This window comes from Streptomyces atriruber, from assembly GCF_001418325.1.
Lineage (GTDB): Bacteria > Actinomycetota > Actinomycetes > Streptomycetales > Streptomycetaceae > Streptomyces > Streptomyces atriruber.
In genome coordinates this window covers 21,495-41,822 of record NZ_LIPN01000221.1, presented here as the reverse complement: position 1 = coordinate 41,822, position 20,328 = coordinate 21,495, and the positions used below count along the sequence as shown (strand labels likewise).

25 protein-coding genes and 1 pseudogene are annotated in these 20,328 nt (G+C 70.8%); 8 read left to right on the top strand and 18 right to left on the bottom strand.

Annotated features, from left to right (window positions below):
- Window positions 1–253: pseudogene (locus tag AOK03_RS22800) on the bottom strand (AAA family ATPase); the annotation flags it as partial.
- Window positions 254–321: 68 nt separating this feature from the next.
- Here AOK03_RS22800 and AOK03_RS22795 point away from each other — a divergent pair.
- Window positions 322–993, top strand: a complete 672-nt coding sequence (locus AOK03_RS22795; protein ID WP_055567184.1) for a TetR/AcrR family transcriptional regulator — start codon at window positions 322–324, stop codon at window positions 991–993.
- A gap of 27 nt (window positions 994–1,020) precedes the next feature.
- Here AOK03_RS22795 and AOK03_RS22790 read toward each other — a convergent pair whose 3' ends face one another.
- The 4 genes from AOK03_RS22790 to AOK03_RS22775 form a co-directional block, all read right to left on the bottom strand.
- A complete protein-coding gene (locus AOK03_RS22790) occupies window positions 1,021–1,830 on the bottom strand; it encodes a hypothetical protein (RefSeq protein WP_055567183.1) in 810 nt (269 codons plus the stop codon).
- A gap of 201 nt (window positions 1,831–2,031) precedes the next feature.
- Entirely contained in the window at window positions 2,032–3,162 is a 1,131-nt protein-coding gene (locus AOK03_RS22785) for an aminoglycoside phosphotransferase family protein (protein ID WP_055567182.1), read from the bottom strand.
- 92 nt (window positions 3,163–3,254) lie between these two features.
- Window positions 3,255–4,052, bottom strand: coding sequence for an HAD family hydrolase (locus AOK03_RS22780; RefSeq protein WP_055567181.1), 798 nt, complete (start codon window positions 4,050–4,052; stop codon window positions 3,255–3,257).
- Window positions 4,053–4,958: a winged helix-turn-helix domain-containing protein gene (locus AOK03_RS22775; protein WP_055567187.1), complete on the bottom strand. Its 906-nt coding sequence runs from the start codon at window positions 4,956–4,958 to the stop codon at window positions 4,053–4,055.
- A gap of 125 nt (window positions 4,959–5,083) precedes the next feature.
- Between AOK03_RS22775 and AOK03_RS22770 the strand changes: the two genes are divergently transcribed.
- On the top strand, window positions 5,084–5,272 hold the full coding sequence (locus tag AOK03_RS22770) for a hypothetical protein (protein WP_055567180.1): 189 nt from the start codon (window positions 5,084–5,086) through the stop codon (window positions 5,270–5,272).
- A gap of 51 nt (window positions 5,273–5,323) precedes the next feature.
- On the opposite strand, the gene AOK03_RS22765 is transcribed toward AOK03_RS22770, so the two are convergent.
- Window positions 5,324–6,235: a winged helix-turn-helix domain-containing protein gene (locus AOK03_RS22765; protein ID WP_055567179.1), complete on the bottom strand. Its 912-nt coding sequence runs from the start codon at window positions 6,233–6,235 to the stop codon at window positions 5,324–5,326.
- Window positions 6,236–6,464: 229 nt separating this feature from the next.
- On the opposite strand from AOK03_RS22765, the gene AOK03_RS22760 reads away from it, so the two are divergent.
- Window positions 6,465–6,650: a hypothetical protein gene (locus AOK03_RS22760; protein WP_055567178.1), complete on the top strand. Its 186-nt coding sequence runs from the start codon at window positions 6,465–6,467 to the stop codon at window positions 6,648–6,650.
- Window positions 6,651–6,765: 115 nt separating this feature from the next.
- Here AOK03_RS22760 and AOK03_RS22755 read toward each other — a convergent pair whose 3' ends face one another.
- Entirely contained in the window at window positions 6,766–8,022 is a 1,257-nt protein-coding gene (locus AOK03_RS22755; RefSeq protein ID WP_055567177.1) for a GNAT family N-acetyltransferase, read from the bottom strand.
- 71 nt (window positions 8,023–8,093) lie between these two features.
- The gene (locus AOK03_RS22750; RefSeq protein WP_055567186.1) at window positions 8,094–8,702 is read right to left on the bottom strand and encodes an RsiG family protein; all 609 of its coding nucleotides are present in this window, start codon (window positions 8,700–8,702) and stop codon (window positions 8,094–8,096) included.
- Window positions 8,703–8,866: 164 nt separating this feature from the next.
- Between AOK03_RS22750 and dtd the strand changes: the two genes are divergently transcribed.
- Window positions 8,867–9,304: a D-aminoacyl-tRNA deacylase gene (gene dtd, locus AOK03_RS22745; protein ID WP_055567176.1), complete on the top strand. Its 438-nt coding sequence runs from the start codon at window positions 8,867–8,869 to the stop codon at window positions 9,302–9,304.
- 19 nt (window positions 9,305–9,323) lie between these two features.
- Here the strand turns inward: dtd and ygfZ are convergent, their stop codons facing one another.
- From ygfZ to AOK03_RS22730, 3 genes are all read right to left on the bottom strand, one after another.
- Window positions 9,324–10,289, bottom strand: a complete 966-nt coding sequence (gene ygfZ / locus AOK03_RS22740) for a CAF17-like 4Fe-4S cluster assembly/insertion protein YgfZ (protein WP_055567175.1) — start codon at window positions 10,287–10,289, stop codon at window positions 9,324–9,326.
- Window positions 10,290–10,323: 34 nt separating this feature from the next.
- The gene (locus AOK03_RS22735) at window positions 10,324–10,752 is read right to left on the bottom strand and encodes a Fur family transcriptional regulator (protein ID WP_055567174.1); all 429 of its coding nucleotides are present in this window, start codon (window positions 10,750–10,752) and stop codon (window positions 10,324–10,326) included.
- 66 nt (window positions 10,753–10,818) lie between these two features.
- Complete coding sequence (locus AOK03_RS22730; RefSeq protein WP_055567173.1) at window positions 10,819–11,391, bottom strand: heme-binding beta-barrel domain-containing protein; 573 nt, start codon at window positions 11,389–11,391, stop codon at window positions 10,819–10,821.
- A gap of 244 nt (window positions 11,392–11,635) precedes the next feature.
- Here AOK03_RS22730 and AOK03_RS22725 point away from each other — a divergent pair, with 244 nt between their 5' ends.
- On the top strand, window positions 11,636–11,893 hold the full coding sequence (locus AOK03_RS22725; protein WP_055567172.1) for a DUF3099 domain-containing protein: 258 nt from the start codon (window positions 11,636–11,638) through the stop codon (window positions 11,891–11,893).
- Between the two features lie 116 nt (window positions 11,894–12,009).
- On the opposite strand, the gene AOK03_RS22720 is transcribed toward AOK03_RS22725, so the two are convergent.
- The 7 genes from AOK03_RS22720 to AOK03_RS22695 all read right to left on the bottom strand — a co-directional run bounded on the left by AOK03_RS22720 (window position 12,010) and on the right by AOK03_RS22695 (window position 17,059).
- On the bottom strand, window positions 12,010–12,297 hold the full coding sequence (locus AOK03_RS22720; protein ID WP_055567171.1) for a DUF1416 domain-containing protein: 288 nt from the start codon (window positions 12,295–12,297) through the stop codon (window positions 12,010–12,012).
- 34 nt (window positions 12,298–12,331) lie between these two features.
- Window positions 12,332–13,177 (bottom strand): sulfurtransferase, encoded by an 846-nt coding sequence (locus AOK03_RS22715; RefSeq protein ID WP_055567170.1) that lies wholly within the window; start codon window positions 13,175–13,177, stop codon window positions 12,332–12,334.
- 145 nt (window positions 13,178–13,322) lie between these two features.
- Window positions 13,323–13,403 (bottom strand): putative leader peptide, encoded by an 81-nt coding sequence (locus tag AOK03_RS45220; RefSeq protein WP_350893136.1) that lies wholly within the window; start codon window positions 13,401–13,403, stop codon window positions 13,323–13,325.
- A 228-nt stretch (window positions 13,404–13,631) separates the two neighbouring features.
- Window positions 13,632–14,384, bottom strand: coding sequence for an LmeA family phospholipid-binding protein (locus AOK03_RS22710; RefSeq protein WP_055567169.1), 753 nt, complete (start codon window positions 14,382–14,384; stop codon window positions 13,632–13,634).
- 137 nt (window positions 14,385–14,521) lie between these two features.
- A complete protein-coding gene (locus tag AOK03_RS22705; protein ID WP_079074893.1) occupies window positions 14,522–15,916 on the bottom strand; it encodes a hypothetical protein in 1,395 nt (464 codons plus the stop codon).
- A gap of 5 nt (window positions 15,917–15,921) precedes the next feature.
- On the bottom strand, window positions 15,922–16,179 hold the full coding sequence (locus AOK03_RS22700) for a MoaD/ThiS family protein (RefSeq protein WP_055567167.1): 258 nt from the start codon (window positions 16,177–16,179) through the stop codon (window positions 15,922–15,924).
- 34 nt (window positions 16,180–16,213) lie between these two features.
- Window positions 16,214–17,059, bottom strand: a complete 846-nt coding sequence (locus AOK03_RS22695; RefSeq protein WP_079074892.1) for an alpha/beta hydrolase — start codon at window positions 17,057–17,059, stop codon at window positions 16,214–16,216.
- Between the two features lie 244 nt (window positions 17,060–17,303).
- Here AOK03_RS22695 and AOK03_RS22690 point away from each other — a divergent pair, with 244 nt between their 5' ends.
- The 3 genes from AOK03_RS22690 (at window position 17,304) to AOK03_RS22680 (ending at window position 20,325) form a co-directional block, all read left to right on the top strand.
- A complete protein-coding gene (locus AOK03_RS22690; RefSeq protein WP_055567165.1) occupies window positions 17,304–18,110 on the top strand; it encodes a response regulator transcription factor in 807 nt (268 codons plus the stop codon).
- A gap of 23 nt (window positions 18,111–18,133) precedes the next feature.
- Window positions 18,134–19,156, top strand: a complete 1,023-nt coding sequence (locus AOK03_RS22685) for a LacI family DNA-binding transcriptional regulator (protein ID WP_079074891.1) — start codon at window positions 18,134–18,136, stop codon at window positions 19,154–19,156.
- Window positions 19,157–19,290: 134 nt separating this feature from the next.
- The gene (locus AOK03_RS22680) at window positions 19,291–20,325 is read left to right on the top strand and encodes a S1C family serine protease (protein WP_107098069.1); all 1,035 of its coding nucleotides are present in this window, start codon (window positions 19,291–19,293) and stop codon (window positions 20,323–20,325) included.
- Window positions 20,326–20,328: the final 3 nt, after the last annotated feature.

Below are 20,328 nucleotides of genomic sequence, written 5' to 3'. Positions count from 1 at the left end.
CCCCTCCTTCGTCCCCCTCCCCTCCTTCGAAGTCCAGCCGCCCGAAGAACAACGGCGCCTCCGGCAGTTCGCGCATGGCCTTGGCGTGGCTCCGGAACTGGTACCCGAGCACCTCGGCGTCGGCACCGGACGCGGATACGTCCGCCCCGCCGACCACCCGCTCCTCGGCCCCCTCGACCATGCGGGCCAGGGCGGCGCGGCAGGCGTCGTGGTAGCTGCGTTCCTGGGCGAGGGCGTCGGGTGTCGTCGTCATGCGCCCCAGAATAATGTAACCGAGTTAAATTTGTAACCGAGTTCCGGCGCCCGGCTACACTCCCCCCCATGACCTCTGCCGACGAGACCACCGCGAGCGAGAGCGCCGCCACCGGCCCGACGGGGCTGCGCGCCCGCAAGAAGCAGCGCAGGTACGAGGCGATCTCCGAGACGGCGATCGCCCTGTTCCTGGAGAAGGGCTTCGAGAAGGTGTCCGTGGCGGAGGTGGCGGCGGCGGCCGAGATCTCCAAGCCGACCCTGTTCCGCTACTTCGCGTCCAAGGAGGACCTGGTCCTCCACCGCTTCGCCGACCACGAGGACGAGGCGGCCCGCACGGTGGCCGCCCGCCCCACGGGACTCACCGCGCTCGACGCCCTCCACCACCACTTCCTGGACGGCCTGGAGCGCCACGACCCGGTGACGGGCCTCAACGACGCCGAGGGCGTCATGGCCTTCCACCGCCTCCTCTACGGAACCCCCTCCCTGGTCGCCCGCCTCTACGGCTACCAGGACCGCTCCGAACAGGCCCTGGCCACCGCCCTGCTGGCCGCCCACGGCGGCAACCCCCTGGAGGCCCGCCTGGCCGCGGCCCAGATCGTGGCCGTCCACCGCGTCCTGGCGGAGGAGAACTGGCACCGCATCGCGGCGGGCGAGCCCGTGGCCGAGGTCGCCCCGACGGCGGTGACGGCGGCGAACAGCGCGTTCGACCAACTGCGCACGGGCCTCGCGCGCTACGCGTGACCCACGCGGTGGCCGACAGGCGGCCCCTCAGGAAGCCCACACCTCGGGCAACGGCGAGGAGAGCCGCCACAGCGTGTCGAAGAGATCCTGCCGCTGAGCGACCTTCTCGCGCCCCGCGGCCCCCGACTCGGAGCGCCAGTGGGTCAGGACCGCCTGATAACCCTTGAGGTCGAGGATCTGCCGCTCCGGCGGCACCGGGGCCGACTCCTGCACCACCTTGTCGTAGATGCCGTCGAACAGCTCCTCGCCGTTGATCAGGCAGAACTTCAGCAGGGGCGTGATGCGCAGCATGCGGAACTGCACGTCCATCTCGGCCCGGCGGGAGCCTCTGAGGCTCCGGGCCGCTTCCCCGAACTCGCGGACGTTCCACCGCACCCGGTCCAGTTGGTACGCGCGGTACGCGGGATCGTCCACCGCTCTGCCGTCCGCGTCCAGCGTCCCCGGTATCGCCATCGGCGCGGTGAAGTCCGGCACGAGGATACGAACCCGCACGTTCCGTCGCGCGTCCTCTCGCAGGGCTTCCAGGCTCCGGCTGATCGGCGCCTGGACGGTCTCTCCCGTGTAGCCGATGGCGTCGATGCGGATCCGCCTGGTCCTTCGGTTTCCCAGCACCCGCTCGATGTGCTCGTTCAGTTCAGCCGTGCGTATCTCGGAACCGGACTCGGGCGGCGTCCGGTCGTTCAGTTCGGACACCACGTCGTAGAGCACGTAACCCACCAGGCTGAGGATCGCACCGCCCGCATAGACCTTGCCCTCCAGCGCGCCCCCCACCGGCTGCACGAACTGGGCGACCATGCCCAGGAGGAACACACCGAGCAGCAGCGCCTTGGTCGCCACGCTCTCCGCCCTCGCCCAGCGTTCCCGTCCCGCACGTCCCGCACGACGACCTCTCACAGTCACCGGGCCCCCTGCCTCACGGTATTGAGCGGAGTGCTCAACAGTGCAGCCATGGTGCCCGCGCCCCGGGCCGTCAGGAAGAGCCCGTCCCCGTCCACCGGCCGACGGCCCGGGAGCCGCCGACGGATCCCGCCACACCGCTCAGGGACGGCCGAACGGCCCCGCGCACCACTCCCGAAGAGCGCTCTCGGCGACCCCCTCGTCCGGCACCGAGTCCAGCTTCAGCGGCTCCGCCGCCCTCCGTACCGCACGGCACACCCGCGCCGCCGCGCCCGCGAAGTCGGCGGCGTCCGGCTCGTCCGGCAGGGCGATCAGGTCGAGTGCGGCCCGCATGATGTCGGGGAAGACGGACTGGGCGTACTCGAAGTCCAGGTAGACGGGCAGGTCCGTCGCCATGCCCTCCGTCATGGCGGCGTGGCCCGCCCGCTCCATGCCGTCGGCCCACAGCTCCTTGACCCGGGTCTGCTCGTCCTTCTCGTAGTCCATGCGGACGACGTGGGTCGCGAGGTCGTGCAGGGGGTCGCCGTACATGGCCAACTCCCAGTCGATGACGGCCAATTGCCTGCGGTCGACGACGACGTTCGCACGGTGCACATCGGTGTGCAGCAGGCAGAAGGGCCTCGGCGTCAGCCGCGGGCGGCCGGGGTCGTCGAGGAAGGCGGTCATGGCGTCGCGGCGCACCCCGACCGCGGAGAAGAGTGCGTCGAATCGCCACCTGTTGGGCTCGTGCACCCGCTTCTCGGTGAAGTCGACGAGCCACCGGAGGAACGCCTCGCTCTGCCCGGACTCCGGCCAGTCGGCGGGCCGGGGCGGCAGCTCCCCCTCGGGCACCGCGGCGGCCCGCGCGAAGAACTCGGCGAAGGAGCGCAGCAGCGCCTCCCCGACGGGCCCTTGGGGCTGCACCTCGGAGAGGGCGCGCCCGGCCCGGTAGGAGTGCAGCGACCAGTCGCCGAAGTCCCGGTAGCAGCGCGGCACTTCCTTCAGATACCGGCTGACCACCCTGAGCAGCTCGGGCTCGCTCGGCCAGATGCGGGGCGCCACCTCGACCGCCTCACGCGGCATCCGGCACTTGACCCGGGCCCTGAAGGGCATCGTGCGCAGCAGCAGGGCGAGGGACCAGCCGAGCGGCACGACGTAGTTGATGTTGTGGTGACCGGCCACGACCTGGCGGTCCGGGCGGTCCCGGTGCAGATCCGCGAGGCGTCGGATCCACGCCTCGCGACGCCCGGTCTTCGGCGCCTCGTGGGGGGCGCGAGGCGGAGGTGACGGCATGAGCGCAGAGGGTATCCGCTGCACGGAACCGTTCCTGCCACATGCCACATAGTGGACGCCGGCGTGGCGCTTGCATGCTCTCGCCTGCTCCTTTAGGGCGCCTTCGTGCGCCCGATGGCGTATACAACCCTGGAGAGTTGTTCGAGAGAGTCGACCAGGTGTTCCGCACCGGCCAAGCGCAGCAGCTCCGCCTTGCGCTCGTTACGCGCGTAGCCGAGGAAGCGCACGCCCGCCCGCTCCGCCGCCACGTAGTCGGACGGCGCGTCACCGATCATCAGGGCGGCTCCCCGCTCCGCCCCCATCGCGTGCAGCGCACGCTCGACGCAGTACGGATCGGGCTTGAGGAGACTGAGGTCCTGGGTGCGGCCGTATATGTGGGGGGAGAAGCACTCCAGGAGGCCGCGCATCTCCAGATATCTGCCCACCGCGCACGGCGCGTTGTTGGTCGTCACCGCGAGCCGGACGCCGACCGCCGCCCAGGTGCGGATCAGCGGATCGACGTACGCGGTCGGCATGGCCGTCGTCACGGCCGCCAGCTCCTGCCGGGTGAGCCACTGCTCCAGCTCGGCGACCAGGTCGCTGCGGGGATGGCGGCGGTCGACGGCACGCAGCACGACGTAGGGATCGGGCAGCTTCTTCTCGTCGGCGGTGAGCAGTCCGCGCAGCCCACGCTCCTTCAGCCACTGGACCAGGTCCTGCGCCACCGTGGACGCCGGCCGCCCGGCGAAGAGGCGGCAGATGGGCCCGTCGAAGTCGAAGAGCACGAATCGGACGGGCGTGACCACCTTCCGCAGCAGGGCGGCCGCGTCCGCCGCCGCTTCGGCCTGCGTCGCTTCGGCCTGCGGCCCGTCGGGCTGCGTCGCTTCGGATTGCGTCGAATCAGGTGTCATTTAAGAGAGTGTCAGGTCAGTGGTGATGGTTTCCCAGAGGGCGTCGAACCAGTTCTGCGACTCGTCGACGAATACGGTGTCGCGGGAGGCTTCGCCGGTCTTCTCGAAGGAGAAGACCGGCGCCTTGATGCCCCCGGCGTCCCAGATGTCCATCGTCTCGGTCGCCCCGCCGCGCACGTCCAGCTCCACGGACGTCGGCGCCAGCGTGTAGAAGGCGAGGAGCGCCTCGCGTCCGTTGAGCAGGTAGAGCTTGACGGGCGTGGTGAACGGCAGGGCGCGGAACGTGACCTGGACGTCGATTCCGTGGGAGGCGCGCAGCGCGCGCAGGTTGTGCCGCAGCACCTGGCCCTGCGCGTTGCGCTGGGCGAGCCAGCGCCGGTGGAGCCGCTCCCGGCCCTGCTCGCCGCCCTCCACGGGCACGGGGAAGGCCAGCTCGATGTCGCTGCTCGGCAGCAGGATCCGTACCTTGATCGAGTTGGGGCGCAGACTGCCCTCGTGGATGAGCCGGACCGGCTCGCCCAGCGCGACCATCAGCGTTTCGGCGGTGTACGAGACCGCGTCGATCCGGACGTCGGGCGCGGCGAACGCCTCCGCGAGGCGTGGGGCCAGCGCGGCCATGGACGGCTGGGGGTCCTTGCCCACGGGGAGCTTGGGGGACTGCGCCACGCGCGGCGGGCTCCCCTTGCTCACGTTGGACAGCAGGCCCTCGGCCTGCAGCTTCTTCATGGCCTGGCGCACCGCGCCGCGTTCGACGCCGAACTCCTCGGCCAGTTCCGCCTGGGTCGGCAGGCGTTCTCCCGCTCTGAGTTCGCCCACGCGGATGCGCTCGCGGAGGGTGTCGGCGATGTCCTGGGGGGTGAGTCTTCTGCTGCCGTTCACTGCCACGTTCTCCTGGGTCACGACCAGACGATACAACTGACCGCCATCTCTGGGGAGTTGAGGGCAAGTTGTTTATGGACTGTCACCAAGTGGGGACAACTCAAGCAGAGTTGGTTGCCAACTGGCTCAAGATGGCAGAAGGAGGAACCACCATGCCCGCCATAGCCCTCCTCGCAGCCGTGGTCGCTGTAGCCCTGGAACAGCTCGTGCAGTGGAAGTACGGCCCGATGGGCATCGTCGGCCTCCTTCTGCTCACCGTGGGCGTCAAGGCGAAGAATCCCACGTGCAGTTCCATCGGAGCCGTCGTCCTCGCCCTGATGGTGACGGGTCCGGCCGGCTGATCCGACAGAACCGGCGGCCGGCCGGCCCCGGGCGGGGAACTCCCGGGGCGCTCAGCCCGCCGCCAGCTCCAGGTCTTGACTGATCGTGTTCCAGAGGGCGTTGAACCACAGATGGGACTGTTCCACGAACGTCGTGTCCCGCAGCCCGTCCCCCTCCTTGAACGGAAAGAGCATCGACTGCGTGCCCTGCGCGTCGTACATCTCCAGGGACTCCTGGCCGATCTCCTCGTCCCGCTTGGTGAGCGTGTAGTAGGCGAAGAGCGCCTCCGAGCCGTTGATCAGGTACAGCTTCACGGGCGGCGTGAACGGCAGCGCGCGGAACTGCACCGATACGTCGATGCCGTGCGAGGACCGCAGCGCGAGCAGGTTGTGGCGCAGCACCTGCCCCTGCGCGTTGCGCTGGTCCAGCCAGCGCCGGTGCACCCGGTCGCCCTGGTGGTCCCCGCCGTCGACCGGCGCCGGGAAGGCGAGGTCGATGTCGCGGCTGGGCAGCAGCACCCGGACGTCGACCTTGGCCGGTTTCCGCCGTCCGGCATGGATCTGCCGCAGCGGTTCGCCGATGGCCATGGTGAGAGAGATGGACGTGAGACACAGGGCGTCTATCTCGACGTGCGGCGCATCGAACGCGGCTGCGATCCGCGGGGCCAGGCCGACCATGGTGGGCTGCGGACGCACCTCGCCGGAACCGGCGGAAGCACGCTCCGCGACGTCCGCGACCGTGGCCGGGCTCCCCTTGGACACATTGGACAGCAGATGCTCACGGTGCAGGATGCGCAGCGCCTCACGCACGGCTCCGCGCTCCACACCGAACTCATCGGCCAGCTCGGCCTGCGTGGGCATGCGCTGACCGGGTCGCAGCGACCCGGTCCTGATCCGGTCGCGCAGCACGTCGGCAACCTCTCGGTGGCTCCGCTGCGCTCGCTTGCGCCCGTTGACGGCGGCGTGTTCGGTGCTCACAACCAAACAGTACAACTTCGCGCCATCTTAGGGGAGTTGCAGGAAAGGTGGTTATGAGTCGACTCCTAGCGGAGATAAGTCAGTTGAAGTTGGTAGCCAACTTCGGCGATATGGTCGGACCCTCCCGGGGTTGGCCACCAGCCGTCGGCAGCCGCCCGCAAGCACCCCGCAGCGGCAGCCAGTTGGCCATCGACCGAACGGGGTCCGCCGCCCCGATCCCGAAGGAGGGAACGTCATGCCGCTCATCGCCATCGTCGTCGCCGCCCTCGCCATTGGATTCGAGCAACTCGTCCAGTGGAAGTACGGACCGCTGGGCATCGTCGCCTTCGTCCTGCTGACCGTCGGAATCAAGGCCAAGAACGTCAAGCTCAGCGGCGTCGGAGCCGGACTCCTCGTCCTGCTCCTCGCCCAGTCGGGCTGAACCGCCCGACCCGACAGGTTCGGCTGGCCGGGCTCCCATCCGGAGGGGAGCCGGGAGTCCGGTCAGCCGTAAGGGGGGGCTGGGCCCCGGTCCATCGCTACGGACGGGCCGGGGCTCAGAACATGTCCGGGCACCATGGCCGCCTGGACGTGCGGAACAGGGCGTCGGCCACCACGGCGGCGCCCGTCCGCTCCTCCACCACCCGCCCGAGCGCCACGGCCCGCGCCACGGACGCGTCCCCCAGCCACATCTCCCCCAACTCCCGCACATCGAGGGCCAGGTCGGCCGGAGCGCTCGTCGGCACACAGGACGCCCCCTGCGGCGTCGCGTCGAGACGGTAGCGCCCGCCCGCGAGCCCCGCGGCGTCCGTGATCTCCAGGACGACCGTGCCCGAGCCGTCGTACGTACGCGACTCAAGGGCCCGCACGACGTCCAGGATCCGCACCCAGAGCCAGTCCGCGTGCCCGCTGACCTTGGCCGCGCGCGGGTCGGGCAGGAGGTGCGGGAGCAGGTCGTCGGGGGCCAGCCAGCCGCTCCTGACCTCGAGAACCTTGTCGACCGCGCAGACGAAGTGCCACAGGGCTCGCTCGGCGGCGGGCGAGACCGCCGTCATCCCGAGCACGGTCGCCGTGTTCTCCGGCAGCCGGGACGGCCCCCACTCGTCGTTCGTCGTCCGGTACGCGACGAGCCCGTCCACCTGGCCCGAGGGGGCGCGGTAGAGGGCGTAGAACGGCTCCTGCCAAGGGAATTCGGGGGTGGCCTGCAGTCCGGTGTTGCGCAGCCACCACTCCTCGTCGCGGTTGACCACGCCGTGCCGGGCCGCGCGGAACCGCTCGAACAGGTCCGGGCCGTGCTTGCGGACGTCGTCGCCGTCGACGAGGTCGATGCGGGCCCCGGACTCCTCGGGCCCCGACCAGCGCGGATCGAGACCGGAGCGCGCCACGTCGACCGTCCACTCGGTGGCCCAGGACGCGGGGCCGAAGCCGTACCGCCCGTAGATCGGGTACTCGGCGGAGATGAGCGTGGCCAGGACGTCGCCGCGCTCCTTCGCCTCGGCGAGGTCCCCGGACATCATGCGGCTGAGGATGCCGCGGCGGCGGTGGGTGGGCGCCACGGTCACGCCCGACACCGCGTTCGCCACGACGGGTGCGCCGCCCACCGCGGTGACCTCCTGCCGGAAGGACCGGAAGGTGCCCACGAAGCGGTCGCCGTCAAAGGCGCCCAGGAGGCGGGACGGAGCCGTACGGGAACGGAGATGGGCGACGGCTTCGTCCGACATCTCGGCGAAGGGCTGCAGGAACCCGGCCTGCGCGGCCCGCAGCCAGCCGGACAACTCGGCGTCGGAGACCGCTCTTACGTCAACATCGCTCATCCGCCCACGCTAGGCAGCGACCACCCGCCACCGCACGCGCTTTCCGGTGAGCCCCCCCCCACCCGCGGGGCTCACAGCAACAGGTCGTCCACCTGGGCCTCGCCCACGCGGTACCTCCGCGCGATCTCCGCCGAGCAGTCGTCCGCCGTGTGCTGCAGCGCCTGTCTGCGCCGCGACACCTGCTGTTCGTAGCGGACGAGGCGGCCCATCGCGGTGTCCAGTTCGTCGTCCGTGCGCGCCGCCAGGTCGGAGAGCTCGACCTCGGCGAGCATCTCCGTGGCCAGCAGCCGGGACTCCTCGCCGAGCGGGGTGCCGAGCGTGACGTGCCGGGCCGAGGAGCGGTGGCGGGCCGGGGCGTCCCTGAGGATCTCCGAGAGCCGGTCCACGACCGTCGTCTCCGGCTCGGGCGCCGGTGGTCCCGGTGCCCTGCGGCGCGCGATCTCGGCCCGCAGGATGTCGATGCGCCCCTGCAGCAGCCGCCGCACATAGCTGAGGTCGGCCTCGTCCTGCTGCGCCCCCTTGCGCAGTTCGCGGAGCTCCGGCAGGCGCAGTGCGGCCAGGTCGTGCTCGGGCACGTCGGGCAGCAGTCGGCCGCCGGTGCGCTGCGCGGGCGGCCGCGCGGTCTGCGTGCGCCGCAGCGAGACGCGGCCCGGCGGCTGCCCGGTACTTGAAGTACTCACCATCTGGCTCTACCCGTCCCCTCGACCGGCCGACGCGGTGCACCGCGTGTATGCATGGTGCCACCCCGAGTGGCCGCTATGGGACCGAGTGCCCGGAATCGGCCCCGGATGGGGGGATCAGGGGCCCGTCCCGTGCGCCTCGTGCGGCACGGCATGATGGCCGTATGCGAGCAGTGGTGCAGAGGGTCGACGGAGCGAGCGTCGTCGTCGCGGGTGAGGACGGCCCCGAGACGGTGGGCGAGATCAGCGGCGAGGGCCTGTGCGTCCTGGTGGGCGTCACGCACGACGACACCAAGGAGAAGGCCGCCCAGCTGGCCCGCAAGCTGTGGTCGGTGCGCATGCTGTCCGACGAGAGGTCGTGCAGCGACATCGACGCACCGCTGCTGGTCATCAGCCAGTTCACGCTCTACGGAGACGCCCGCAAGGGCCGCCGCCCCACATGGAACGCGGCGGCCCCCGGTGACGTGGCCGAGCCCCTGGTCGACGAGGTGGTGTCGCAACTGCGCGCCCTGGGGGCGACGGTGGCGACGGGCCGCTTCGGGGCGCAGATGCGGGTGGGCCTGACGAACGACGGCCCGTTCACGGTGCTGCTGGAGATGTGACGGGACCCCGACGACCGCGTCAGGGCTCGACGACGACTTCCTGCGCCGCGGCCGTGTCTCCCGCGATCAGCCCCGCGTCCACCGGCACATTGCGCTTGACCAGGCCCAGCGCAATCGGCCCGAGCTCGTGGTGGCGGACGGCCGTGGTGATGAACCCGAGCTTCCGCCCCTCGACGCCCTCGCTCGCGAGATGCAGCGGCGTCCCGGCCACGGGCAGGTGCACCTCGCTGCCGTCCAGGTGCAGGAAGACCAGGCGGCGCGGCGGCTTCCCCAGGTTCTGGACGCGGGCGACCGTCTCCTGGCCGCGGTAGCAGCCCTTCTGCAGGTGCACCGCCGAACCGATCCAGCCCAGCTCGTGCGGGATGGTGCGGTGGTCGGTCTCGAAGCCGAGGCGCGGCCGGTGGGTCTCCACCCGCAGTGCCTCGTACGCGAGGAGTCCGGCCGCGGGGCCGTTCCCCTCGGCGTACGCCTCCAGGTCCGCGCGGGGCAGGAACAGGTCGCGCCCGTGCGCGGTCTCGCGTACGACGACGCCGTCCGGGACCGGGGCGATGGAACCGGCCGGCAGGTGGACGACGGCGACGTCCTCCGTGCGGTCGGCGACCTCGACGCGGTAGAAGAACTTCATGCTCTCCAGGTACGCGATGAGCGCGTCCTGCGTGCCGGGCTCGACGTGCGCCCAGACGGTCTCGCCGTCGTCGACGAGGGAGAGGTGGTGCTCGATGTGGCCGTTGGCGGAGAGGATCAGCGCTTCGGTGGCCTGGCCCGCGGGCAGCTCGCTGAGGTGTTGGGTCAGCAGCAGATGCAGCCAGCTCAGCCGGTCGGAGCCGGTGACGGTGACCACGCCGCGGTGCGAGAGGTCGACGAAACCGGTGCCGTCGGCGAGGGCGCGCTGCTCTCGGAACAGTTCGCCGTAGTGGGCGGCGACGCCTTCGTCCACGCCCTCGGCGGGGACGGCGCCGGGCAGGGACAACAGGGGGCTCTTCATGTTCACAAAGACTACGACCCGCTGATGACGGTTTTTATTTCTGGGTCGCGCAGTTCGCGCACTGTCCGAAGATCGCGAAGTGCTTCAGGTCGGTGTCGAAGCCGAACGTCCCGCGCAGCTTGGCGGTGAACTCCGCGGCGATCTCCGTGTCGGCCTCGATGACGTCCGTGCAGTCCCGGCAGACCAGGTGGATGTGGTGGTGCCGGTCCGCCAGGTGGTACGTCGGCGCGCCGTGCCCGAGGTGGGCATGGCTGACCAGGCCCAGCTCCTCCAGGAGCTCCAGGGTGCGGTAGACCGTGGAAATGTTGACCCCCGACGCCGTCTTGCGCACTTCGCAGAGGATGTCGTCGGGGGTCGCGTGTTCAAGGGTGTCGACGGCTTCGAGGACAAGCTGTCGCTGCGGCGTCAGCCGGTAGCCGCGCTGACGCAGGTCGCTCTTCCAGTCGGAGTCGGTACTCGCCACACCCAGAAGTCTAGGGCCTTCCGTCGGGGGCGGGCCGGGCTCGCGCCGGACGGAAGGCCCTGGGGTCTACTTGAAGAAAGCGATGCCGTCGTCGGGCAGATCACCGAGGTTGCGGGCCATGTCGGCGACCTCTTCCGGGGTGACGACCTTCTTCAGCTGGGCCGACATGTAGGGCCGCAGCGGGACCTCGGGGGTCTGCTTCTCGCCGACCCACATCAGGTCGCCCTTCACATAGCCGTAGAGGCGCTTGCCGCCGGTGTAGGGGCCGGAGGCGGCGGTGCGCGCCACGGCGTCGGTGGCCAGGTCGATCTGCGGCTTCTTGTCGGCCAGCTCGCCGTACCAGACCTCGACGACGCCGTCGTCGCGGACCATGACGACCTCGACTTTGCGGTCCTTGTCGATGCGCCAGAAGCCCGACTCGGACTCCAGGGGCTTCACCTTGTTGCCCTCGGCGTCGAGGATCCAGCTGTACGAGCGGTACTCGATGAAGTCCCGCCCGTCATGGGTGAAGGAGACTTCCTGGCCGAAATTCGCCTTCTCGGCGCCGGGGAAGTCGGTGACGCCCGCGCCCGCCCAGTTGCCGAGGAGCCAGGCGAGGGGGACGAGGTCGGGGTTCAGGTCGGACGGAATCTCGATCATGGGAAGCTCAGGCGATCTGTGGAGGTGGCGGGGGTCAGCGCTGGCCCTGGTACAGCTTCTTCACGGTGAGCCCGGCGAAGGCGAGAACGCCGACGCAGACAAGAACCAGCAGGGCGGAGAAGAAGGCCTCAAGCACGGGGTGCTCCTCGGTGAGCGGTTGGGGCAGGTATTCAGAGCCGGTCCCACTGTAGTCGGGCGGCGCCCGTCCCTCTCTGTGAGGGCCCTGGCGACGTACGCTGGATGTATGTACGCGCGACGGCGTCATGTGTACTTCGCCATGATGGGGACCTGCATCGGTCTCTTCGTCCTGGCCTGGGGCGTCGTGCGGCTCTGGTCGGTCCCCGTCGCCGTCGGGATGTGCGTCGTGGCGATGGTGATCCCGCCGCTCGCGGCCATGGCGGCGAACCGGCGCGGCCCCGACGACCGCTGGTGGGACGACCCCAGCGGGGACGAGAAGTCCGACGAGTGGTGGGACGAGCTCGACGGCAGGCGAAGGCGGTAGCCCGAGTGGCGGCCGCCGGAAAGACCGCCGGAAGGCAGCCGAAGGGCCGCACCCCGTCCAGTGGCGTCCAACCCCCTGGGGTGCGGCCCTTCAGCCGTTCTCGGTGCGGTGAGTGGTCAGACCGCGATCGCGACCTCCGCGAGGCCGCCCGTCTGCGCGACGACCGTGCGGTCGGCGGTGCCGCCGGGGATCAGCGCCCGGACGGTCCAGGTGCCCTCGGCCGCGTAGAAGCGGAACTGTCCGGTGGCCGAGGTCGGGACCTCGGCGGTGAACTCGCCGGTCGAGTCGAGCAGGCGCACGTAACCGCTGACGGGCTCGCCGTCGCGGGTCACCTGGCCCTGGATCGTCGTCTCACCGGGCTTGATCGTCGAAGCGTCGGGGCCGCCGGCCTTTGCTCCACACATGGGTACTCCTGAGGGGGAAGGAAGGTCGGATGACTTACTTGTTGGCGCCGAGCTCGATCGGCACGCCGACGAGGGAGCCGTACTCGGTCCACGAGCCGTCGTAGTTCTTGACGTTGGTCTGGCCGAGCAGCTCGTGCAGGACGAACCAGGTCAGGGCCGAACGCTCACCGATGCGGCAGTAGGCGATGGTGTCCTTGGCCAGGTCGACCTGCTCGTCCTCGTAGAGGGCCTTGAGCTCGTCGTCCGACTTGAAGGTGCCGTCGTCGTTGGCGTTCTTCGACCACGGGATGTTGCGGGCGGACGGGACGTGGCCCGGACGCTGCGACTGCTCCTGCGGGAGGTGGGCCGGGGCGAGCAGCTTGCCGCTGAACTCGTCGGGCGAGCGCACGTCGACCAGGTTCTGCGCGCCGATGGCCGCCACGACGTCGTCGCGGAAGGCACGGATCGAGGTGTCCTGGGGCTTGGCCTTGTACTGGGTGGCCGGGCGGTTCGGGACCTCGTCGCCGTCGACCAGGTCGCGGGAGTCGAGCTCCCACTTCTTGCGGCCGCCGTCGAGGAGCTTCACGTCCTGGTGGCCGTAGAGCTTGAAGTACCAGAAGGCGTAGGACGCGAACCAGTTGTTGTTGCCGCCGTAGAGGACCACGGTGGTGTCGTTCGCGATGCCCTTGGCCGAGAGGAGCTTCTCGAAGCCCTCCTGGTCCACGAAGTCGCGGCGGACCGGGTCCTGGAGGTCGTCGGTCCAGTCGATGCGGATCGCGTTCTTGATGTGGTTCTTGTCGTACGCGGAGGTGTCCTCGTCGACCTCGACGATGGCGACCTTCGGGTCCTCGATGTGGGCCTCGACCCAGTCGGCGTCTACCAGGACGTCGCTGCGGCTCATGCTTCTCTCCTCCGGGGCAGTTACGGCGGTGCAAAGGGGCGTGCGCGGCACGGGCGGTGCGGGGAGGCACGGCGTGCGTACGCACGGGGGAGGCCCTGACGGATGGCGTCAACAGGCCGGGGGAATGCGGGGATGGGGCGTCCCGCTAGAAGGTGCGACAGAGCATGGCGGCGACGCGGCACAGGTCCACTGCCCGCCGCTTCGTGAGGTCCGCCTGTCGGTGCATGCGTCCGATCGTAGGGACGGAGAGGCGGCCGTGTCACCGGCGCTCCGCATGCTGAGACACGATCGTCCACGATGTGGGAATCGTTGAAGCCCGCGGCCGCCCCGGTGGGGCCGTGGGCCGCCTGTCGCCCCGGTCACATCCGCCCGCCGGACGCCTCCGTCTCGCACTGCGGACGGAGCCCCGGAGGAAGCCGGAGGGAAGGCGGGGGAAGCCGGAGGAAAGAGGGGTTCAGCCCGCCAGGCGCACGTTGGAGCCGGTCACCGACATGTCGACGCCGTCCGGTGCCGCCTCGACCTTCTCCAGCTTGATGCCCGCCGGCAGGTCGTCGATCTTCTGGTCGAAGTCGGTGACGTTGCGGGCCGTGCCCTCGGGGAGCGGGATGGAGACGCCGAGGACGTCGATGCTCTTCGGGATCCGGTCGGCGTGGACCTTGATGTTGTCGCCCTCGACGCGGACCGTGCTGAGGACGTGGACGGGCTTCGGGAGCTTCACGCCGCCCTTGCTGACCTCGACCGCGACCTTGATCTTGCCGTTCCCGCCGTCGGAGAGGCCGATGACCTTGCCGGTCGCGCCGAGCGGCAGCTCGACGGGCTCGGACCTGCTGGCCTTCAGGAGCTCGTCGTACGTGACGTGGGCGGTGCCCGTGGCCGTCGCGGCGGTCGCCGAGCTGTAGTCGCCGGAGAACTCGACGCCCTTCATGTGGGCCGTGAGGTCGGCGATGCGGATGGAGTCGGACCCGGATTTGGCGTCGTAGTTCTTGATGCCGACCTCCACGTCGTCGAGCTCACCGCCCATGACCTGGGTGAGGAAGGGGAAGCCCTTGATGGAGACGTCGGGCGTCTCGCTCAGCCCCTCGCTGGTCCGCATCTTGTCCGCCGCCTCGCCCTCGGCGAAGTTCACGGCGAGCCGGTCGGCCGCCACGAAGAGACCTCCGAGGATCACGACGACGATCAGAAGTATGCGTATGGCTCGCTTGCTCATGTCCGGTGTTCCCCCACCTGGTCCCCCGAGTGATGTGTCGTTTCCGCGAGCCTAAAGGACAGGTCCCCGGCCGGAGAGCCCGGCGGGGGACCTGTCGATCAGCTGTGACGATCAGCCGTGGCCGGTCGGACGCGTGGTCAGCCGAGGGCGCGGCCGAGCACGTAGACGGCCGGGGCGGCGGCCGCCAGCGGCAGCGCGACGCCCGCCGTCATGTGCACGAAGCGGGACGGGTAGTCGTAGCTGGCGGCGCGGTGCCCGATCAGCGCGCAGACCCCGGCGCCGAGGGCGAGCAGCGCCCCCTCGCTGCCGTAGTCCGTCGTCCCGCCGACCGCGATCCCCGCTCCGGCGGCCGCGAGCAGCGCGACGACCACGGAGGCGGGGGTGGGCAGCGGCAGCGCGCGGGCGAGGATCGCGACGGCGACGGCGATGCCGCCCACTGTCACGGCGTCGGACGCGGCCGCGAGGTGCCCGGCAGCGACGATCGCGAGCGCGGCCGAGGCGACGGTGGCCATCAGCCCGTACATCCGCTCGTCGGCACCCGCGTGGCTGCGCAGTTGCAGCACGAGGACGAGCAGCACCCACACGCCCAGGGTGCCGAGGATGGCGGCGGGCGCGTTCTCCTTGCCGACGGCCAGCAGCGCCACGTCCGCGACGACACCGCCGAGGAAGGCGAGCGCGATGCCCTGCCGCGCGGGCCACATGCCGTTGAGCCGGAACCATCCCGCGGCGGTCACGGCCTGCAGGAGCACGAGCGGGACGAGCAGTGCGTACTGCCCGACGGCCGCGCCCGCGGCCAGCAGCAGCCCGAGCAGGGCGGTCAGCGCGGCGGGCTGCATCCCCGGCTCGATGATCGGCGAGCGCCCCTCGGCGCGGGCCCGCTGGGCGTCGGTGACGCGGGGGTTGCCGGTGGTGGTGGCGGGACCGTACGAGGACGCGTCCCCGGCGGCGGATCCGGGCTCCGGCTCCGCCGCCGCGCCGGGCTCCTCCGGCGTGGCTGCTTCCGACATTGCCGCTTCCGGCATGACTGCTCCCGGCATGGGTGCGGGGGCGGCGCCCTGCGGCGGCAGATAGGCCGTCGCCGTCATGTCCACCGCGGCGGCGGGCTGCCCCGCCTGCGTCTCCCAGGTCTGGCCCGCCCACTGCTGGGTGTGCTGCTCCTGGCCGTACTGCTGCTGGGGCGCGGCGTAGTACTGCTGGGGCTGGGCGGGCTGCTGGGGCTGGGCGTACGGCTGGCCGTACTGATCCTGGCCGTGGCCGTACTGGTCCTGGCCGTACTGGTCCTGGCCGTACTGGCCCTGGCCGTACTGGCCCTGAGCCTGGCCGTACTGACCCTGAGCCTGGCCGTACTGGTCCTGGCCCTGGCCGTACTGCTGCTGCGCGTAGTACTGCTGCTGGTCCGGATACGGCTGCTGCCCGGGGTGGGCCTGCTGGTCCGGGTACGGCTGCTGATCCGGGTACGGCTGCTGTTGCTGCCGCGGATACGGCTCGTACCCGTCGTACCCCTCGTACCCCTCGTAGGGCTGGTTGGACATGGCGCTCATCCTCCTGCGAACGGCGGGAGCACCTCGACCGTGCCGCCCTCGGCCAGCCGTACGGTCTCATGCCTGCGGGTTCCGACGGGGGCTCCGTCGACCAGGAAGGAGCAGCGCTGCAGGACCCGGACGAGTTCGCCGGGATGCCGCTCGCGGGCGGCGTCCAGCGCGTCGGCGAGCGTCGCCGCCGCCTCGTACGGCTCCTCGGCGACGCCCGCGGCCGCCTTGGCAGCGGCCCAGTAACGAATGGTGCCGTTCACCATGCGACTCCCCTTCCTTTCAGTCGGCGGTTGCCGATCAGTCGGCGGTTGCCGACGTCCATGATGCCGTGGCCCACGAGGCGATCCGCCCGACGAGCCCGTCCGTCGCCGCGTGCTCCGCGTGTCCCATGCCCGCTTCCAGCCACAGCTCGGCCCCGCCGTCGGCGGCCGCGGCGAGCATCCGGGGATGGTCTAGCGGAAAGTACGGATCACGGTCGCCGTGGACGATGAGCAGCGGCGTCGGAGCGATGAGGGGGACGGACTCGACCGGTGAAAGGGGGACGGGGTCCCACTCGTGCGGGTGGATTCGCGTCCGCAGCCCGAACCGGCCGACCGCGCGCCCCACGGGCCGTGTGACCACCCAGTGCAGCCGCCGCATCGGCGCCGTCCCCCGGTAGAACCACCGCGCGGGGGCACTCACCGCGGCCACCGCGTCGGTCCGCGCTTCCGTGCGCCCCCTGTGCAACGCGGCGTGACGGAGGACGACCGAGCCGCCCATCGAGAAACCCACGGTCACCACGCGCGTGTGCCCGAGGGACCGCGCCCACTCCACCGCCGCCGCCAGGTCGAGCACCTCGCGGTCACCCACCGTGGAGTGCCCGCCGGAGCCGCCGTGCCCCCGGAAGGAGAAAGTGATCACGGCCGCACGCTGGGCGAAGACGCCCGCGATGCGACGCACGTGCGGACGCGACAAGTCGCCCGAAAAGCCGTGCGCGACGACGATCGCGAGCTCTCCCGCGGGGTCGGGCCCGGGGTCGTACGCGGCCTCGATCGCCACTCCGTCATGTGTACGGAGCGTGGCGCTCTGCTGAACGCGGCGCTGACCGCGAGTGAGCGGAGGCACAGAAGATCGCGCCTCTCGACCTGCCGGACCGGGGTTCATGTGGGCTATTCTGCTGGGCAGAGGATCCGGGCAGCGCAGCCCCCGGGTCCTTTCGTGCTTTCCGGGGCCCCGGGCGCGGGCCCTTAGGAGAACACGGCAGAACGCAGTACGAAGCAGTGCCGTAAACGCCCCCAAGCTCCAAATGAGCAGGGGGGACCCCCTCCGCAGGGACCGAGGAGGAACCAGACGTTATGGGCGAGCGAAACGTGCACGACAGTCGGACGACCCGGGCAGGTGGTCGGCAGTGAGTTCTCTGCTGCTCCTGACCAATGCCCTCCAGCCGTCGACGGAGGTGCTCCCCGCTCTCGGCCTGCTCCTTCACAACGTGCGCGTCGCCCCGGCGGAGGGGCCCGCTCTCGTCGACACCCCGGGTGCCGACGTCATCCTGATCGACGGCCGCCGCGACCTCCCCCAGGTCCGCAGCCTCTGCCAGCTGCTGCGCTCCACGGGCCCCGGCTGTCCGCTGGTCCTCGTGGTGACGGAGGGCGGCCTCGCGGCCGTCACCGCGGACTGGGGCATCGACGACGTACTCCTCGACACGGCGGGCCCCGCCGAGGTCGAGGCGCGGCTGCGGCTCGCGATGGGCCGCCAGCAGATCACCTGCGACGACTCCCCCATGGAGATCCGCAACGGCGATCTCTCCGTGGACGAGGCGACGTACAGCGCGAAGCTGAAGGGCCGGGTCCTGGACCTGACCTTCAAGGAGTTCGAGCTGCTCAAGTATCTGGCGCAGCACCCGGGGCGGGTCTTCACGCGCGCCCAGCTGCTCCAGGAGGTGTGGGGCTACGACTACTTCGGCGGCACGCGCACGGTCGACGTGCACGTGCGGCGGCTGCGGGCGAAGCTCGGCGTCGAGCACGAGTCGCTCATCGGCACCGTCCGCAACGTCGGCTACCGCTTCGTCACGCCGGAGAAGGTGGAGCGCGCCGCCGACGGCGAGAAGGCGAAGGCGGCCACCCCGCGGGCCCAGGAGAACGGCAGGGGCCCGGCGGCCGCTCCCAAGGAAGTGTCCGCTCCGAAGGAAGCTGCCGTACGCCCTGCCCAGCGGTAGTTCCATCCGCGTAGACTCCGCGCGTGGCCAAGGTGACTCGGGATGACGTGGCAAGACTTGCGGGTACTTCGACCGCGGTCGTCAGTTACGTCATCAACAACGGACCCAGGCCGGTCGCCCCGGCCACGCGCGAGCGGGTACTCGCCGCGATCAAAGAGCTGGGCTACCGGCCCGACCGTGTTGCCCAGGCCATGGCCTCGCGGCGCACGGACCTCATAGGCATGATCGTGCCGGACGCGCGCCAGCCGTTCTTCGCGGAGATGACGCACGCCGTGGAACAGGCGGCGTCCGAGCGCGGAAAGATGGTCCTGGTCGGGAACTCCGACTACGTGGAGGAGCGCGAGACGCACTACCTCCGCGCCTTCCTCGGCATGCGGGTCTCCGGCCTCATCCTCGTCAGCCACGGCCTGACCGACCAGGCCGCCGCCGAGATCGACGCGTGGGACGCCCGCGTGGTGCTGCTCCACGAGCGGCCCGAGGCCATCGACGACGTCGCGGTCGTCACGGACGACGTGGGCGGCGCGCAGCTCGCCACCCGGCACCTCCTGGAGCACGGCCACGAGTACGTCGCCTGTGTCGGCGGCACCGCCGAGACCCCGACCGTCGGCGACCCCGTCTCCGACCACGTCGAGGGCTGGCGGCGCGCGATGCGGGAGGCCGGGCGGTCGGTGGAGGGGCGGCTCTTCGAAGCCCCGTACAACCGCTACGACGCCTATCAGGTGGGCCTGGAGCTCCTCGCCCGCCCCGACCGGCCCACCGCGATCTTCTGCTCCACGGACGACCAGGCGATCGGCATCCTGCGGGCGGCACGCGAGCTGCGCATCGACGTGCCGGGGGAGCTCGCCGTGGCCGGCTTCGACGACGTCAAGGAGGCGGGGCTCACGGACCCGCCGCTGACGACGGTGGCCTCCGACCGGCCCGCGATGGCCCGCGCGGCGGTGGACCTGGTCCTGGACGACGGCCTGCGGGTCGCCGGGTCGCGTCGGGAGCGGCTGAAGCTGTTCCCGTCCCGGCTGGTGGTGCGGCAGTCCTGCGGCTGCGCGTAACACCTGCCCGTAGCGGCTGGCCGTAGCAGCTGGCCCTGGCCGCCCGAGGCCTTTATATCGGGCATACGCACTTCTGCCGGGCTTCTCAGGACGTACTCAGACAGCTCTCATGTACGCCGGACAGTCTCATAGTCATGACCGAGACCTTCCGCCACAGCGGCGAGTACCACCAGCAGCAGTCGTCAGCGCCTGTGCCGCCCGGCGGTACGCAGGGCGCCTACGCGCAGGGCGCGTTTCCGCCTCCGCCCGCCCACGCGCCGGAAGCACCTCAGGAACCCGCCCCCGCCAGGCGACGCCGCGCGAAGGGCCCCGTGGCCCTGCTCGCCGCCGTCGCCATAGCGGCGGCAGCGGTCGGCGGCGGCACCGCGTACGCCGTGCAGACGCTGACCGGCAAGGACGGCGGCTCCTCCGCCACCAGCACCGACGTCGTACCGACGAGCAAGAAGGGCACCGTCGCCGGAGTCGCCGAGGCGGTCAGCCCCAGCATCGTCGAGATCAGCGCGAGCACCGCCGAGGGCAAGTCGACCGGCTCCGGCGTCATCACCAGGAGCGACGGCGAGATCGTCACCAACAACCACGTCATCGCCGGTGCCACGGCGATCAAGGTCCGGACGAACGACGGCAAGACGTACGACGCCGAGGTCGTCGGCACCGACAGCAAGAAGGACCTCGCGCTCATCCAGCTGAAGGACGCCTCCGGGCTCAAGCCCGCCACCCTCGGCAACTCCGACAACGTCAAGGTCGGCGACGAGGTCGTCGCCATCGGCTCCCCCGAGGGCCTCACCGGCACCGTCACCAGCGGCATCATCTCCGCGCTCGACCGCGACGTCACGGTCGCCACCGGCGACGGGCAGCAGCAGCCGCAGAACCCCGAGGGCGGCTGGCCGTTCGAGTTCGACGGGCGGCAGTTCAACGGCGACACCGGCTCGTCGAAGACCACGTACAAGGCGCTGCAGACCGACGCCTCGCTCAACCCCGGCAACTCCGGCGGCGCCCTCATCGACATGAACGGCAACATCATCGGCATCAACTCGGCGATGTACTCGCCCGGTTCGTCCGACCAGGGCTCCGAACAGACCGCCTCCGGCAGCATCGGCCTCGGCTTCGCCATACCGGTCGACGCGGTCAAGGACGACCTCGGCAAGCTCCGCTCGGGCTCGAAGACCTGACCT

Coding starts and splice junctions, on each gene's coding strand:
- AOK03_RS22795 (WP_055567184.1), top strand. CDS start 322: ATGACCTCTGCCGACGAGACCACCGCGAGCGAGAGCGCCGCCACCGGC.
- AOK03_RS22785 (WP_055567182.1), bottom strand. CDS start 3,162: ATGCCGTCACCTCCGCCTCGCGCCCCCCACGAGGCGCCGAAGACCGGG.
- AOK03_RS22780 (WP_055567181.1), bottom strand. CDS start 4,052: ATGACACCTGATTCGACGCAATCCGAAGCGACGCAGCCCGACGGGCCG.
- AOK03_RS22770 (WP_055567180.1), top strand. CDS start 5,084: ATGCCCGCCATAGCCCTCCTCGCAGCCGTGGTCGCTGTAGCCCTGGAA.
- AOK03_RS22760 (WP_055567178.1), top strand. CDS start 6,465: ATGCCGCTCATCGCCATCGTCGTCGCCGCCCTCGCCATTGGATTCGAG.
- AOK03_RS22755 (WP_055567177.1), bottom strand. CDS start 8,022: ATGAGCGATGTTGACGTAAGAGCGGTCTCCGACGCCGAGTTGTCCGGC.
- dtd (WP_055567176.1), top strand. CDS start 8,867: ATGCGAGCAGTGGTGCAGAGGGTCGACGGAGCGAGCGTCGTCGTCGCG.
- ygfZ (WP_055567175.1), bottom strand. CDS start 10,289: ATGAAGAGCCCCCTGTTGTCCCTGCCCGGCGCCGTCCCCGCCGAGGGC.
- AOK03_RS22730 (WP_055567173.1), bottom strand. CDS start 11,391: ATGATCGAGATTCCGTCCGACCTGAACCCCGACCTCGTCCCCCTCGCC.
- AOK03_RS22725 (WP_055567172.1), top strand. CDS start 11,636: ATGTACGCGCGACGGCGTCATGTGTACTTCGCCATGATGGGGACCTGC.
- AOK03_RS22720 (WP_055567171.1), bottom strand. CDS start 12,297: ATGTGTGGAGCAAAGGCCGGCGGCCCCGACGCTTCGACGATCAAGCCC.
- AOK03_RS22715 (WP_055567170.1), bottom strand. CDS start 13,177: ATGAGCCGCAGCGACGTCCTGGTAGACGCCGACTGGGTCGAGGCCCAC.
- AOK03_RS45220 (WP_350893136.1), bottom strand. CDS start 13,403: ATGCACCGACAGGCGGACCTCACGAAGCGGCGGGCAGTGGACCTGTGC.
- AOK03_RS22710 (WP_055567169.1), bottom strand. CDS start 14,384: ATGAGCAAGCGAGCCATACGCATACTTCTGATCGTCGTCGTGATCCTC.
- AOK03_RS22705 (WP_079074893.1), bottom strand. CDS start 15,916: ATGTCCAACCAGCCCTACGAGGGGTACGAGGGGTACGACGGGTACGAG.
- AOK03_RS22700 (WP_055567167.1), bottom strand. CDS start 16,179: ATGGTGAACGGCACCATTCGTTACTGGGCCGCTGCCAAGGCGGCCGCG.
- AOK03_RS22695 (WP_079074892.1), bottom strand. CDS start 17,059: ATGAACCCCGGTCCGGCAGGTCGAGAGGCGCGATCTTCTGTGCCTCCG.
- AOK03_RS22680 (WP_107098069.1), top strand. CDS start 19,291: ATGACCGAGACCTTCCGCCACAGCGGCGAGTACCACCAGCAGCAGTCG.